The organism is Mycobacterium sp. 1245499.0 (genome assembly GCF_001673615.1).
In the GTDB taxonomy this organism is placed as follows: Bacteria; Actinomycetota; Actinomycetes; order Mycobacteriales; family Mycobacteriaceae; genus Mycobacterium; species Mycobacterium europaeum_A.
Map to the genome: position 1 here is coordinate 1 of NZ_LZMG01000310.1, position 15042 is coordinate 15042.

Consider the following 15042-nt stretch of genomic DNA (forward strand, 5'->3'; position numbering starts at 1 on the left):
CCTTCTTTCGCGAGCGCTGGCCGCGCCTGCTGCGCTCGCTCTATCCCATCGGGGGTGTCGTCTTCGACGGGGACCGCCGCGCCCAGTTGCGGGTGCATGTTCTGCATCGATCCCGCCCAGGGGCCCTGCAGCATGCCCCGCCAGTCACCGAAGTACCGCCAGGTCAGCGAATCGGGTCCCAGCGGTGCGGGTGGCGCGTCGTATCCCGCCGGCGATACCGGGCAGCCCCCCGCGACGCCGTCGGGCGAGTCGCTCGAAACCGACTGCTCAGCGGTACCGGTCCCGTCGCTGCGCGCTACGTCGCTGGTCAGAGGGCGCGATGCGGACGTATCTTGAGTCACTATTGGATCCCTGTAGGTATCGTGAAAATCTGACTACAACCGTTGTCAATTTAGAGCTTAGGAGCGATGTGCAGACGGGTCAACGACGGGGACGCTGGACCGGCGTCCCCTTGGAGAGCCGTCTCGCGCTCCGCCGGGACAACCTCATCAGCGCCGGGGTGCAGTTGCTGGGCAGCCCCGGTGGGCCGGCGCTGACCGTGCGCGCGGTTTGCCGCGCGGCCGCGCTGACTGAGCGCTACTTCTACGAAAGCTTCGCCGACCGTGACGAATTCGTGCGCGCGGTCTACGACGATGTGTGCACGCGCGCGATGGACACATTGACCTCGGCGACGACCCCGCGCGAGGCCGTCGAGCGATTCGTCGAGCTGATGGTCGACGACCCGGTCCGCGGACGCGTGCTGTTACTGGCGCCGGCGGTCGAGCCGGTGCTCACCCGCTCCGGGGCGGAGTGGATGCCCAATTTCATCGACCTGCTGCAGCGCAAGCTGTCCCGCATCGGCGACGCCGTGCTGCAGAAGATGATCGCGACCAGCCTGGTGGGCGGGCTGTCGAGCCTGTTCACCGCCTACCTGCATGGGCAGCTGGGTGCCAGCCGCACGCAGTTCATCGATTACTGCATCAACATGCTCTATATCAGCGCCGCGCCCTACGTCCCGGCCAACGAGCTCGGCAAGTCGCAGTGACGCGTTTTCAATTCCGCCGCATCGGCAAGCCGTACAACTAGACCTACCGAACCGGACCCTCGAAACCGGCATCAAAACGTCACCTGGCGCGCCGGACGAGGAACTTGATGCTACTGAAGTACACAGATATATTGACTGCTACCCATCGACACAGATAACTGGAGGCCCTATGTCAGCGGAGCTGACAAACCTACAGCTGCTGCACGAGCTCGAGCCGTTCGTCGAGAAATACCTGAACCGGCACGAGAGCATGCACAAGAACTGGAACCCGCACGACTACATCCCGTGGTCGGACGGCAAGAACTACTACGCGCTCGGTGGGCAGGATTGGGAGCCCGGTCAGTCGAAGTTGTCAGACGTCGCCCAGATCGCGATGGTGCAGAACCTGATGACCGAAGACAACCTGCCGTCCTATCACCGCGAGATCGCGATGAACTTCGGCCTGGACAACGCGTGGGGCCAGTGGGTCAACCGCTGGACCGCCGAGGAGAACCGGCACGGCATCGCGCTGCGCGACTACCTGGTGGTGACCCGCGCGGTCGACCCCGTCGAACTGGAGAAGCTGCGCATCGAGGTGGTGAACCGCGGCTTCAGCCCCGGCCAGAACCACCAGGTTCGCGCCGATCTGTTTGCCGAGAGCCTCTTCGACTCGGTCATCTACGTGACGTTCCAGGAACTGGCCACCCGGATCTCGCACCGCAACACGGGCAGGGCCTGCAACGAGACCATCGCCGATCAGTTGCTGGCCAAGATCTCGGCCGACGAGAACCTGCACATGATCTTCTACCGGGACGTCAGCGACGCCGGGTTCGCCGCCGCGCCCAACCAGGCGATGAGGTCGCTGCACAAGGTGCTGCGCAACTTCCAGATGCCCGGCTACCAGGTGCCCGAGTTCCGCCGCAAGGCCGTCGCCATCGCCGTCGGCGGCGTGTACGACCCGCGCATCCACCTCGACGACGTGGTCATGCCGGTGCTGAAGAAATGGCGCATCTTCGAGCGCGAGGACTTCACCGGCGAGGCGGCCGCCATGCGCGACGATCTCGCGCTGCTGATCAAGGAACTCGAGGCGACCTGCGAGAAGTTCGAGATTTCCAAGCAACGTCAGCTCGAGCGGGAAGCCCGCACGGGCAAGCGGACCACCGCGTTCGAGCTGCACAAAACCGCGGGCACGCTGACCATGAGCCGGCGGTAACCAAGCGGTGCGCATCGGATCCATCGCGCTCGCCAGCCCGGTGGTCCTGGCTCCGATGGCGGGCGTGACCAACGTCGCTTTCCGGACGCTGTGTCGCGAACTAGAGCTTGCCAAGGTCGGCACCGTCAGCGGGCTCTACGTCTGCGAAATGGTGACGGCGCGTGCGCTTGTGGAGCGTCATCCCGCCACGCTGCACATGACCACGTTCGCCCCCGACGAGTCGCCGCGGTCGCTGCAGCTCTACACCGTCGACCCCGCCACCACCTACGCCGCCGCCAAGATGATCGCCGACGAGGGCTTGGCCGATCACATCGACATGAATTTCGGCTGCCCGGTGCCCAAGGTGACCAAGCGCGGCGGCGGATCGGCGCTGCCGTACAAGCGGCGACTGTTCGGCCAGATCGTCGCCGCGGCGGTGCGCGGCACCGAGGGCACCGACATACCGGTGACCGTCAAGTTCCGCATCGGCATCGACGATGAGCACCACACGCACCTCGATGCCGGCCGCATCGCGGAAGCCGAAGGGGCGGCCGCCGTCGCGCTGCATGCCCGCACGGCGGCGCAGCGTTACTCCGGGACCGCCGACTGGGACGAGATCGCCCGGCTCAAACAGCATGTGCAGACGATCCCGGTGCTCGGCAACGGCGACATTTATGACGCCAGCGACGCGCTGACGATGATGGCCAGCACCGGCTGCGACGGCGTCGTCATCGGCCGCGGCTGCCTGGGCCGGCCGTGGCTTTTCGCCGAGCTGTCGGCCGCCTTCACCGGCAGCGCGCCGCCCACGCCGCCCACGCTGGGCGAGGTCGCCGACATCGTGCGACGGCACGGGCAGCTGCTGGCCGCGCACTTCGGCGAGGACAAGGGCATGCGCGACATCCGCAAGCACATCGGCTGGTATCTACACGGCTTCCCGGCCGGCTCCGAGCTGCGCCGGGCGCTAGCGATGGTCAAGACGCTCGACGAGCTGGACCGTCTGCTCGACCGGCTGGACGGCACGGTGCCGTTCCCGGACGAGGCGACGGGCCCGCGCGGCCGGCAGGGCTCACCGGCGCGGGTAGTGCTGCCGGAAGGGTGGCTGACCGACCCGGACGACTGCACGGTCCCGGCGGGCGCCGACGTCATGCACTCCGGGGGCTGAATCGACCGACTCGAGATCGCGTCCGGACCGATAACTCAGTAGCATGTGGGCTTTGTTGCATGCGCTCGGGTAGCGGATGGGTTCGTGCCACTGCACGAGGGCGGCAAAAAATGGTTGGCACCAGCAGCAGCGCTCACAACGCGGCGCTGCGCTGACACTACGCACGCACACGCTGACGTCTGCATCAGAGCTTCGGAGGCCGGTAGGACATGAGTGACGCCGAGAACGACGCCACTCGTAATGGTCGGCATGGCCCGGGCGGGGCGCACGCCCGCCCGATCGCGCCGGACCCGGCGCCGTTGGGCGCCGCGCCCTGGGAGCGATTCTTCCAACCACCGGCCGACGACAGCCTGCACCGGTGGCAGCCCGACACAGGCATCGAGCCCGTCGAGGCGCCCGTGGACGACACCGACCGGGGTGGATCTCACGCCGGGGGCGGCGTCAGCGTCGCGGACCTGATCGCCAAGATCGGCGCCCCCGACCGGCCCGTTCACCACCGCGCCGCTCCCGAGGATCCGGAGCCCGAGCCGAGCGGGGACGAGCCGGGCCTGCCGATCGAGCTGCAGACAACGCAGGTGATCGACGACCTGGCCTACTCCCTGGACGCGGTCGCCGAGCTTCGAGCTCTCGAGGCCGCCGAATATCCCAACGACGACGACGCGGACGACAGCGAGGCCCCAGAATTCATCGAGACCGCGGAGCCTAGGCGGCGGCGCCGTCCGCTGTTGCTGGCGGCGCGGTCGACGGCGGCCCTGGCCGCCGTGCTGGCGCTGGCCATGACCGGTGGGGCGTGGCAATGGAGCGCGTCGAAGAACGCCCGGCTCAACAACGTCGCCGCGCTCGACCGGAACTCCAGCGACATCCGCGACCCGGGCGGCCAGTACGGCGACGAGGACTTCTTGATCGTCGGCCTCGACTCCCGCACGGGTGACAACGGCAACATGGGCGCCGGCACCACCGACGACGCCGACGGAGAACGGTCGGACTCGGTGATGCTGGTCAACATTCCGGCCAACCGGAAACGCGTCGTGGCCGTGTCGTTCCCCCGCGACCTGGCCATCACCCCGATGCAGTGCGAGGCGTGGAATCCCGACACCGGCAAGTACGGGCCCCTCTACGACCCGAAGACCAAGACCTACGGGCCGAAGACGATCTACACCGAGACCAAGCTGAACTCCGCCTTCGCCTTCGGCGGCCCCAAGTGCCTGGTCAAGGAGATCCAGAAACTGTCCGGCTTGAGCATCAACCACTTCATCGCCGTCGATTTCGCCGGTTTCGCGAAAATGGTCGATGCCCTGGGCGGCGTCGAGGTCTGCTCGAGCACCCCGCTGCACGACTACGAGCTCGGCACCGTCCTCGAACACGGTGGCCGGCAGGTTCTCGACGGTTCGACCGCGTTGAACTACGTGCGCGCCCGCCAGGTCACCACCGAAGTCAACGGCGACTACGGCCGCATCAAACGCCAGCAACTGTTCGTGTCGTCGCTGCTGCGGTCGCTGATCTCCGCGGACACCCTGCTCGACCTCAACAAGCTCAACAACGTGGTCAACATGATCATCGGCAACACCGTCGTCGACAACGTCCAGTCCAAGGACCTGGTCCAACTGGGGCAGTCGCTGCAGGGCATCGCGGCCGGGCACGTCACCTTCGTCACCGTCCCGACCGGTGTCACCGACCAGAACGGCGACGAGCCGCCGCGGATGGCCGACATGCGGGCACTGTTCGATGCCATCATCAACGACGATCCGCTGCCCGAAGAAAACGACCAGAACGCACAGAATTTGAGCGCCTCCCCGACGACGGGGCCCTCGAAGGCGCCCACCACCAAGAAGTCGCCGGCGCCGGCGCCCGAGGCCCAACACGAGCTGATCACCACGACCTCGCCCGGCGGCGTGACGGTGCGGGTGTCCAACGCGACCACGCAGAGCGGTCTGGCCGCCACCGCGACCACCCAGCTCAAGCGGGACGGCTTCAACGTGATGTCACCCGACGATTACCCGAGTTCGGTGAGCGCGACGACGGTGCTGTTCTCGCCCGGCAACGAGGAGGCCGCCGCCACCGTCGCGTCCTCGTTGACCAACGCGAAGGTGCAGCGGGTCTCGGGCTACGGGCAGGTGGTGCAGGTGGTGCTGGGCCCCGACTTCAAGTCGGTCAGCACTCCGTCGCCCAGCGGCTCGTCGATGAATCTGCAAATCGAACGCGGGTCGAGCAATGCTCCGGTCAAGCTGCCTGAGGACCTGACCGTCACCAACGCGGCCGACACCACCTGCGAGTAACCGCTTTTGACGGCGCTGCGCTGTCCGTTTCGGGCGGACAGACCGTACCCTTGTTGATATGCGGACCGCCTACCACGAGCAACTCTCGGAGTTATCCGAGCGCCTCGGCGAGATGTGCGGCTTGGCAGGAATCGCCATGGAGCGGGCCACCCAGGCTCTGCTGCAGGCCGACTTGGTGCTAGCCGAACAAGTCATCTCCGATCACGAAGCCATCGCCGCGCTCAGCGCGCGCGCCGAGGAAAGCGCCTTCGTACTCCTGGCATTACAGGCCCCAGTCGCCGGTGACCTGAGGGCCATCGTGAGTGCCATTCAGATGGTGGCGGACATCGACCGGATGGGCGCGCTGGCGCTGCACGTCGCCAAGATCGCCCGTCGTCGCCATCCCCAGCACGCCCTGCCCGAGGAGGTCAACGGCTACTTCGCCGAAATGGGCAGCATCGCAGTCGAATTGGGCAACAGCGCCCAGGAGGTCGTGTTGTCCCGCGACCCGGAGAAGGCCGCCCGGATCCGCGAAGAAGACGACGCCATGGACGATCTGCACCGGCACCTGTTCTCGGTGCTGATGGACCGTGAATGGAAACACGGCGTCGCCGCGGCCGTCGACGTGACGCTGCTGGGCAGGTTCTACGAGCGCTTCGCCGACCACGCCGTCGAGGTGGCCCGGCGGGTCATCTTCCAGGCGACCGGCAGGCTGCCCGAGGAAGAAGCGAAATCCGCGTCGCAGTAACGATCGGGCTAGCCGAAGCGGCCCGAGATGTAGTCCTCGGTGGCCTTCTGGCTCGGGTTGGAGAAGATCTTCTCGGTGTCGTCGACTTCGATCAGCCGCCCCGGTTTTCCGACCGCTTCCAGGTTGAAGAACGCCGTGTAGTCACTGACCCGCGCCGCCTGCTGCATGTTGTGGGTGACGATGACGATGGTGTAGTCCTGCTTCAGTTCGCTGATCAGCTCTTCGATGGCCATCGTCGAGATGGGGTCCAGCGCCGAACACGGCTCGTCCATCAGCAGCACGTCGGGTTGCACGGCGATGGCCCGCGCGATGCACAGGCGCTGCTGCTGCCCGCCCGACAGTCCTCCCCCTGGCCTGTCCAACCGGTTCTTGACCTCGTCCCACAGGTTCGCCCCGCGTAGCGAATACTCGGCCGTCTCATCGAGCACCTTGCGGTTGCGGACCCCCTGCAGCCGCAGGCCGGCGACCACGTTGTCGCGAATCGACATGGCGGGGAACGGGTTTGGCCGCTGGAACACCATCCCGATGGCCCGGCGTACGCCGACCGGGTCGACGCCGGCGCCGTAGATGTCTTCGTCATCGAGCAGCACGCTGCCCTCGACCCGTCCACCGGGCACCACCTCGTGCATGCGGTTGAGCGTGCGCAACACCGTCGTCTTGCCGCACCCCGAGGGCCCGATGAACGCGGTCACGCTGCGGGGCAGAACCGACAGCGTCACATCCGAGACCGCGTGAAACGATCCGTAATAAATGTTGACGCCCTTGAGGTCCAACCGTTTGGCCACTTAGTGCTCCTGCCTATGACTTCCTGGCGCCCAGGAATTTCGCTATCACTCGGGCCGCGATATTGATGATGGCGATCACCAGGATGAGGGTTAATGCGGCGCCCCACAACCGATCCGTGGGGATGGGGTTCAGGCCCGCACCGGCCGACGTCTGGTTGAACATCATGCCGGGCAATGTCCCCATGAACCCGCTGAATATGTCGAAGTTCATCGACTGCGCGTACCCCACGAGGATAAGCAGCGGCGCCGTCTCCCCCATCACCCTGGCCATCGCCAGCAGTATCCCGGTGACGATGCCCGACAGCCCGGTGGGGATGACCACCCGGGCAATGGTTTTCCACTTGGTGATGCCCAGCGCGTAACTGGCCTCGCGGAGATCCACCGGCACGATCCGCAGCATCTCCTCGGTGGCGCGCACGATCACCGGGAGCATCAGCAAGACCAGCGCCAGCGACACCGCGAACTCCGACCGCGACAGCCCCAGTGTCGCCACGCACAACGCGTAGATGAACAGCGCGGCAACGATTGACGGCACACCGCTGAGGATGTCCACCATGAACGAGGCCAATCTTCCCAGCGGGGTCCCGCCGCCGTACTCGACGAGATAGATCGCGACCATCAACCCGATCGGGACTGAGATGGCGGCGCAGATCAATCCCTGCAGCACGGTGCCGACCAGCGCGTGGTAGGCGCCGCCACCGGAGACGAATGCCGTCATCCCCGCTTGCGAGTGCGACCACCACGTGGTCGACGCAATGGTCTTGAGTCCCTTGGCGACCACCGACCACAACACCATCACCAGCGGGGTCACGGCCACCAGCAGCGACAGTGAAACCAGAAGCGTCGCAATGGTATTCGCGATACGGCGGCGCCGGCTGACCGGCGAGAAGGTCCGCGGTTTGAGCGGGCGGTCCAACATCGAGGTCATTGCGCCCCCTTTCGCGCCGCCCCGGCGACCGTGCCCCGCGCCAGGGCGTCGACCACGAAGGTGAGCACGAATAGGGTCAGGCCCGCGGCGATGTACGCGCCGGCCTTGTATCGGTCGTCGAATTCGGCCGCCGCGCCGGCGATCTTGGTCGCGAAGGTGGAGCCGCCGTCGAACAGCGACCAGCCGAACGCCGACTGGGTGCCGCGCAGGATGATCAGCAGCGCCACGGTCTCACCCAGGGCGCGGCCCAGTCCCAGCATCGAGCCACTGACGTAGCCCGACCGCCCGAACGGCAGCGTGACCGTCTTGACCACCTCCCAACGGGTGGCACCGAGCGCCAGCGCGGCCTCGATCTGGTCTTGCGGCGTCTGTACGAACACCTCGCGCGTGACCGCGGTGATGATCGGCAGGATCATCACCGCCAGGACGATCCCGCCGGTGAAGATGGTGCCACCACCGGCCGGCGACGCGTTGCCGTTGGCGAACAGAAAACACCAACCCAGCGAGCGATTGAGCCAGGTGGCGAGGGGGCGCAGCTGCGGCGCCAACACGTACAGACCCCACGCGCCGTAGATGATCGACGGGACCGCGGCCAGCAGGTCGACCGAGTAGGCCAGCGGGGTGGCGACCCGCCGCGGCGCGTACTGCGTGATGAAGATGGCCACGCCCAGCGCGACCGGCATGGCCAGGATCAGCGCGAACAGCGAGACGAACACCGTGACCGGCACCAGGCTGGCGATGCCGAAGTGCATCGCCGAGGTGTCCGTGGTGGACCAGGTGCCGCCGTAGCTGAAGAAGTTCTCCCGATTGCGGTGCAGCGCCGGTATCGCGCGCCCGAGCAAAAAGGCCGCGATCGCGGCGATGACCACGATGATGAGCACGCCCGACGACTGTGCCAGCCAGCGGAAAATCCGGTCCCCCACGTGGGGCCGGCCCTCGCCCCAGGGGCTGATCGGCGTCGCCTGCGACTCCGGAAACGGCGCGGCGACGACCGCACCCGAACCCGCGTCATTGGGATTCACCCCGGAAAACCCCGTCACTGTGATCCCGTCACAGTCCTGCTGTCGCTCCTCGAAACCCGATCCACTTGGCTACTGCAGCGCATCGATCGCCGTAACCAGTCGTTCCCTGACCTTATCGGGCAGCGGCACGTACCCGGCCCTCGCCAGTTCGCCCTGTCCGCTACCGGCGGCGATGGCGAGGAACGATTTGATGGCCGCGGAGGTCTGGGGGTCGTAGCCCTTCGAGCAGACGATCTCGTAGGTGACCAGCAGCAACGGATAGACACCCGGCTCCTCGGAGCCGTACATGGCGTTGAGGTCGAGCACCAGGTCATGGCCCTCGGCGAGGAATTTGGCCGCCTTGACGGCGTTTCCCGCCGTGTCGTTGGTCAGCGGAATGACGCCGCCGCGGGTGGCGATTTTGGCGTAGGGCATGCGGGCCTGGTCGGCGAAGCCCTTCTCGACGTATCCGATGGCGCCCGGGGTGGCCCGCACCGCCTGGATGACGCCGGCCGACTTCGCGGCGCCCTCCCCGACCCCGCCCTGGAATTCGGTGCCGACCCCTTTGGACCAGCTCTGCGGCGCGGCCGCGGTCAGATACTTCTGAACGTTGTCCGTGGTTCCCGACGAGTCGGTCCGGTAGATCGGCGTGATCTTGGTGTCGGGCAGCGCCGTGCCCGGATTGAGGGCCACCAGGATCGGGTCGTTCCAGCTGGTGATCCTGCCGGTGAAGATCTTGGCCAGCGCGTCACTGTTGATCACCAGCCCCGGATTTCCGGGCAGGTTGTAGACGATCCCGATCGGACCGAAGACCAGCGGCAGATCCCACGCCGGATTCCCGTCGCAGCGTTTCGCGGCCGGGCCGATCTGGTCGGCGACCAAGGGTGAATCCGCGCCCGCGAAGTCGACGTGCCCGGCGATGAATTGCTCACGGCCCGCACCGGATCCGGTCGGGTTGTAGGCCAGCGCCTTGCCCGGGCAGTACTGGCCCCAGACCTGGTTGAACACCGTGATCGCGTTCTCTTGGGCGGTCGAGCCCTCCGCCGTCAGCTTGTTCTTTCCGTCGCACGGCGGCGTTCCGGTGACGCCGGAGACGCTGGGCGGGGTGGCACCGCGGCGGTTCTCATCGCTACCGCAGGCGGTCAGCGCTCCGGCACCGAGCGCCGTCGCCAGCACCACGGCGGCCAGCGCCCTGCCCTGCCTGTCGAGCCTCACCGATCTCGCTTTCTTGATGCGTTGCGGGCGCACGTGGGTGTCGCTGGCCATTCTTATGTGAGGTTGCCAGGCGACGGCCAAACTATGCGCCGACGCCGGCCACAGCAACGTCTGGGCAACCAGGACCAGATTAACGATCCGGGCCGTCGGCGCTCGTACCCGCGGTCAGTTGGCCGCCGGTACGACCGCGTATGCGGTGTCGACGCTATGGGTGGTGAAGCCCAAGCGCTCATAGGTGCGCACCGCGGCGACGTTGTCCGACTCCACGTACAGCATCACGGTGGGGTCGGCTGAACTTTCCGTGTCGGCCAGGCGCCGCGCCAGCCATTCGATGCCGACGGAGGTCAGCGCCTGGCCCAGTCCGCGGCCCTGTGCCGACGGATCGACGCCCACGACGTACACCTCGCCCAGGCCGGGCCGATCGAGGTGCACCTTCGTCCAGTGGAAGCCCAGCAGCGTGCCGGGCCGATCACTTCGGGCGTCGCCGAACGCGAGAAAAAGGCCCGCCGGGTCGAACCACGGTTCGTCCCGCCGCTCTGCCAGCTCGACGTCGGTCCAGCCGCCCTGCTCGGGGTGATAGGCGAACGCGGCGTTGTTGACCCGCAGCAGCTCGGCGTCGTCCGAGGGGCCCGCGTAGGAGCGGATTTCCACCCCGGGCACCGCCGGCACGGTGTCGGGCAGATCGCGCAACGAGCGCCGCATCTGCATCAGTTCCCGCACCGGGGTCAGGCCGAGCGCGGATGCGGTCGCGCGGGCCGGTTCCAGCGTGCCATGCGCCCAGAACCGGTTGCCCGCACCGGTTTTGGCCAATGCCGCGCGCGCCAGCGTGGACCCGATACCGCGCCGGCGCGCCTGCGGGTGCACCACGAGTTCGGCCATGCCGGTTTCTCCGTCGCGCGCCGGGCTCAGGTTGAGATAGCCGACGATCGCGTCGGCGGATCCACTGATCAGCAGATGCTCGGTGCGGTCATGCCCGAGCTCGCGTAGCACCTGTTCGCCCACGGGCGCAACTCCGTCGTATTCCGTTGCCGCGCTGACGAGTTCGCGTACGCCCTGCTGCTCTTCGACGGTCAGCGTGCGACGCCAGTCGGGCGAGGTCACTGCGGCGTATGCAACGGATCGACCAGCGGATCTTGGACGTCCTGCGATTCGGCTTCGGATTCGGCGCCGTCGGCGTCCTCGGGCTCGGCGACCGGCGTGCGGCCGCGCGCCGGGCGGACGGCCTTGTAACCCACGTTGCGCACGGTGCCGATCAGCGCCTCGTACTCGGGGCCGAGTTTGGCCCGCAGGCGACGCACGTGCACATCGACGGTGCGGGTGCCGCCGAAGAAGTCGTAGCCCCACACCTCGTGCAGCAGCTGCGCGCGGGTGAACACCCGCCCGGCATGCTGCGCCAGGTACTTGAGCAGTTCGAATTCTTTGTAGGTCAGATCCAGCGGGCGGCCCCGCAGCCGGGCGGTGTAGGTGCCTTCGTCGATCACCAACTCGCCGAGGCTGACCTTGCCGGCGCTCTCCTGGTCCGCGAGCCCGCCGCGACGGCCGACCACCAGCCGCAGCCGCGCGTCGACCTCGGCCGGCCCGGTGGTGGGCAGCAGGATCTCGTCCAGACCCCAGTCGGAGCTGACCGCCACCAGCCCGCCCTCGGTGACCACGGCCAGCACCGGAACCGACCGGCCGGCCGTGCTCAGCAAGCGGCAAAGCCCGCGCGCCGACGACAGGTCCGTGCGCGCGTCGACGATCACCGCATCCGCGGTCCCGGCCTCGAGCAACGAAGAGGGTTCTGGCGGCGCCGTCCGGACGGTATGCGGAAGCAGGGACAACGACGGCAGGACCGGGTCGGGGTGCAGCTCCGCGGTCAGCAGTAGTAGCTCCAACTAGCCCCTCCAGCTCGGGGGAACGGCATCTCCCAAATTCACAACGCCATTAAGCGTTAGTTACCAGGTCATCTAACGATAACGTGTCACCTGCTTTTTTCGCGTGGTAGATGGGCCAGTGTGAGCCCCGCCACGACCGGTCCGGCGGCCACCCGCTCGGGGGCGTTGCGCCACAATATGCGGGTGCGCAAGGTGCTGATTGCTCTGACCGCGACGGCGAGCCTAGTCGCGGTAGTCGCCCTCGGCGCGATCGGCGTCGATTACGGGACCAGCATCTACGCCGAATACCGGCTGTCGTCCAGCGTCCGCAAGGCGGCCAGGCTGGGCACCGACCCGTTCGTGGCCATCGTGGCGTTTCCCTTCCTTCCCCAGGCGATGCGCGGCAACTACAGCCAGGTGGAGATCAAGGCCAACGCCATCGACCACACGATGACCGGCCGGGCCACGCTGGAAGCCACGATGTACTCGGTGGACCTGGCGCAGGCGTCGTGGCTGATCGGCCCGGACGCGAAGCTCGCGGTGGGCAAGCTGGAGAGCCGCATCATCGTCGACTCGACGCACCTGGGCCGGTTCATGGGCATCAGCGACCTGATGGTGGAGGCGCCGCCCAAGGAGACCAACACGTCCACCGGCGGCGTCACCGCGTCGGGCATCTCCGACAGCCACGGTCTGGTGTTCACCGGGACACCCAAATCGGCGGGCTTCGATCGGCGCGTCAGCGTCTCGGTCGACCTCTCCATCGCCCCGGACGACCCGGCGACGCTGGTCTTCACCCCGACCGGCGTGCTGACCGGATCCGACACCGCCAACCAGACGGTGCCGGCGGACAAGCGGGACGCGGTGCTGCATGCGTTCAGCGGCCGGCTGCCCGATCAGCGGTTGCCCTTCGGCGTCGCGCCGACCACCGAGGGGGCCCGCGGATCCGACGTCATCATCGAGGGCATCACCCGCGGAGTAACCGTGACCCTCGCGGGGTTTAAACAGTCATGACCGCAGTTGTCGTGATCGTCGCGGTGCTCGCGGCGGCAAGCCTCGCCGGCTGGTTGCTGACCCGTCGCTCCGGAACCATCCGGGAAATCGACGCCAAGCCGGACGCCGACGCCGACGCCGACATCGCGGCGCTGGGGCTATCCCGCAGCGGCCCGACCGTGGTGCATTTCAGCGCGCCGTGGTGCGGGCCGTGCGATCGGGTCCGCCGGGTCGTGGAGCAGGTCTGCGGCGACCTGGACGGCGTGGCCCACGTCGAGATCGACCTGGATGCAAACCCCGAGACCGCACGCCGCTATTCGGTCCTGTCCCTGCCCACGACGTTGATCTTCGACGCTGAGGGCCGGCAGCGCTACCGCACCTCCGGAGTGCCCAACGCCGCGGACCTGCGGTCCGCGCTGAAACCGCTGTTGGCTTGACCGCGGTGTCATTGGGTAAGCTGACCGACGTGTCAGCCCGCCTCGAGCCCATGCTCATCCAGCGTCGCGCAGTTGAACTGTGCCGCACCGCGGGCTGTTGTTGTTGCTGTTGCTGCTGAGTAGCCGCGTTCTGCGTAGCACTCGGAGCGGCCCGGGATACACACCGTGGCACGTCTCCATTCGTTTCCGTCAGCAATAGGGGTATCGAGGAGTTCCTACCTTGCCGAGCAGCAACACCACCGCGCAGCCCGACCTGGTCGACGTGCGCGGACCACGATTCGCCGCTTGGGTCACCACCGCAGTCCTGGTACTGGCGCTCGCCGTCTCGGCGGCCAGCGCTGCGGCCGCGGCGGTGATCCTGGCCGTTCAGGCCGTCATCTTCGCGATCGGCGCGGTCGGGGGGCCGCGCAAGCATCCATACGGCCGGATCTTCGCCGCCGTCGTCGCGCCCCGGCTGGGGCCGGTGCAGGACCGCGAACCGACCCCACCGCTGAAGTTCGCCCAACTCGTCGGCCTGATCTTCGCCGTGCTGGGCGTCGCCGGATTCGCCGCCGGCGCCGTCCCGGTCGGCGTCATCGCCACCGCGGCCGCTCTGGCCGCCGCGTTCCTCAACGCGGCCTTCGGCATCTGCCTGGGCTGCCAGCTCTACCCGCTGGTCGCCCGCTTCCGGCGCCCCGCGCGTCCCACCTGACCTGCTGTAACAAAAGCGATTGAAAGGATCCACTCCATGGCACGCTCCGACGTCCTGGTCTCCACCGACTGGGCTGAGAGCAATCTCGACGCCTCAGGCGTCGTCTTCGTCGAAGTCGACGAAGACACCAGCGCTTACGACGCCGGCCACATCCCCGGCGCGATCAAGCTGGACTGGCGTTCCGATCTGCAGGACCCGGTCAAACGCGACTTCGTCGACGCCCAGCAGTTCTCCAAACTGCTCAGCGAGCGCGGCATCTCCAATGACGACACGGTGATCCTCTACGGCGGCAACAACAACTGGTTCGCCGCCTACGCCTACTGGTATTTCAAGCTGTATGGGCACGACAAGGTCAAGCTGCTCGACGGCGGCCGCAAGAAGTGGGAGCTCGACGGTCGCGCGCTGACCAACGAGCCCGTCAGCAGGCCGGCGACGTCGTACACGGCCGCCGCGCCGGACAACAGCATCCGGGCGTTCCGCGACGACGTCATCGCGGCCATCAACGTCAAGAACCTGGTCGACGTGCGCTCCCCGGACGAGTTCTCCGGCAAGATCCTGGCGCCCGCGCACCTGCCGCAGGAGCAAAGCCAGCGGCCCGGCCACATTCCCGGCGCCATCAACGTGCCGTGGAGCAAGGCCGCGAACGAGGACGGCACCTTCAAGTCCGACGAGGAGCTGGCCAAGCTCTACGCCGACGCCGGCCTGGACGGGGAGAAGGAAACGATCGCCTACTGCCGCATCGGCGAGCGGTCGTCGCACACCTGGTTCGTTCTTTATGAATT

General features: G+C 67.3%; 17 protein-coding genes. 10 read left to right on the top strand and 7 right to left on the bottom strand.

Going from position 1 to position 15042, the window contains the following annotated elements:
- A partial coding sequence (locus A5646_RS29515; RefSeq protein ID WP_369806965.1) for an oxygenase MpaB family protein occupies window positions 1-341 on the bottom strand: 341 nt, incomplete at its 3' end.
- A gap of 68 nt (window positions 342-409) precedes the next feature.
- Here A5646_RS29515 and A5646_RS18775 point away from each other — a divergent pair.
- The 5 genes from A5646_RS18775 to phoU all read left to right on the top strand — a co-directional run bounded on the left by A5646_RS18775 (window position 410) and on the right by phoU (window position 6360).
- A complete protein-coding gene (locus A5646_RS18775; RefSeq protein WP_156748973.1) occupies window positions 410-1024 on the top strand; it encodes a TetR/AcrR family transcriptional regulator in 615 nt (204 codons plus the stop codon).
- A gap of 169 nt (window positions 1025-1193) precedes the next feature.
- Window positions 1194-2216, top strand: a complete 1023-nt coding sequence (locus tag A5646_RS18780) for an acyl-ACP desaturase (RefSeq protein ID WP_066865563.1) — start codon at window positions 1194-1196, stop codon at window positions 2214-2216.
- A gap of 7 nt (window positions 2217-2223) precedes the next feature.
- Window positions 2224-3357, top strand: coding sequence for a tRNA dihydrouridine synthase DusB (gene dusB / locus A5646_RS18785; protein WP_066865560.1), 1134 nt, complete (start codon window positions 2224-2226; stop codon window positions 3355-3357).
- Window positions 3358-3566: 209 nt separating this feature from the next.
- Complete coding sequence (locus A5646_RS18790) at window positions 3567-5633, top strand: LCP family protein (protein WP_067023352.1); 2067 nt, start codon at window positions 3567-3569, stop codon at window positions 5631-5633.
- 58 nt (window positions 5634-5691) lie between these two features.
- Window positions 5692-6360 carry a phosphate signaling complex protein PhoU gene (gene phoU / locus A5646_RS18795; protein WP_064951288.1) on the top strand — a complete coding sequence of 223 codons (669 nt, stop codon included), beginning with the start codon at window positions 5692-5694 and terminating at the stop codon, window positions 6358-6360.
- Between the two features lie 8 nt (window positions 6361-6368).
- On the opposite strand, the gene pstB is transcribed toward phoU, so the two are convergent.
- The 6 genes from pstB to A5646_RS18825 form a co-directional block, all read right to left on the bottom strand.
- The gene (gene pstB, locus A5646_RS18800; protein WP_066865555.1) at window positions 6369-7145 is read right to left on the bottom strand and encodes a phosphate ABC transporter ATP-binding protein PstB; all 777 of its coding nucleotides are present in this window, start codon (window positions 7143-7145) and stop codon (window positions 6369-6371) included.
- 13 nt (window positions 7146-7158) lie between these two features.
- A complete protein-coding gene (gene pstA / locus A5646_RS18805) occupies window positions 7159-8073 on the bottom strand; it encodes a phosphate ABC transporter permease PstA (protein ID WP_066880625.1) in 915 nt (304 codons plus the stop codon).
- A complete protein-coding gene (gene pstC / locus A5646_RS18810) occupies window positions 8070-9113 on the bottom strand; it encodes a phosphate ABC transporter permease subunit PstC (protein ID WP_066865546.1) in 1044 nt (347 codons plus the stop codon). Before pstC ends, pstA begins: the two co-directional genes overlap by 4 nt.
- A gap of 51 nt (window positions 9114-9164) precedes the next feature.
- Window positions 9165-10289 carry a phosphate ABC transporter substrate-binding protein PstS gene (pstS, locus tag A5646_RS18815; RefSeq protein ID WP_067023359.1) on the bottom strand — a complete coding sequence of 375 codons (1125 nt, stop codon included), beginning with the start codon at window positions 10287-10289 and terminating at the stop codon, window positions 9165-9167.
- 165 nt (window positions 10290-10454) lie between these two features.
- Window positions 10455-11390, bottom strand: coding sequence for a mycothiol synthase (mshD, locus tag A5646_RS18820; RefSeq protein WP_066880627.1), 936 nt, complete (start codon window positions 11388-11390; stop codon window positions 10455-10457).
- Window positions 11387-12163, bottom strand: coding sequence for a response regulator transcription factor (locus tag A5646_RS18825; RefSeq protein WP_066865540.1), 777 nt, complete (start codon window positions 12161-12163; stop codon window positions 11387-11389). The genes mshD and A5646_RS18825 overlap by 4 nt, the downstream gene beginning before the upstream one ends.
- A gap of 177 nt (window positions 12164-12340) precedes the next feature.
- On the opposite strand from A5646_RS18825, the gene lmeA reads away from it, so the two are divergent.
- The 5 genes from lmeA to A5646_RS18845 all read left to right on the top strand — a co-directional run.
- Window positions 12341-13153, top strand: a complete 813-nt coding sequence (gene lmeA, locus A5646_RS18830; RefSeq protein ID WP_067023354.1) for a mannan chain length control protein LmeA — start codon at window positions 12341-12343, stop codon at window positions 13151-13153.
- Window positions 13150-13569 (top strand): thioredoxin family protein, encoded by a 420-nt coding sequence (locus A5646_RS18835; RefSeq protein WP_066880632.1) that lies wholly within the window; start codon window positions 13150-13152, stop codon window positions 13567-13569. Before lmeA ends, A5646_RS18835 begins: the two co-directional genes overlap by 4 nt.
- A 29-nt stretch (window positions 13570-13598) precedes the next feature.
- On the top strand, window positions 13599-13688 hold the full coding sequence (locus tag A5646_RS30460) for a putative leader peptide (protein ID WP_369806966.1): 90 nt from the start codon (window positions 13599-13601) through the stop codon (window positions 13686-13688).
- A 101-nt stretch (window positions 13689-13789) separates the two neighbouring features.
- Entirely contained in the window at window positions 13790-14260 is a 471-nt protein-coding gene (locus A5646_RS18840; RefSeq protein ID WP_066865529.1) for a DUF4395 domain-containing protein, read from the top strand.
- Window positions 14261-14296: 36 nt separating this feature from the next.
- On the top strand, window positions 14297-15042 hold a 746-nt coding region (locus A5646_RS18845), incomplete at its 3' end, for a sulfurtransferase (protein WP_067023356.1).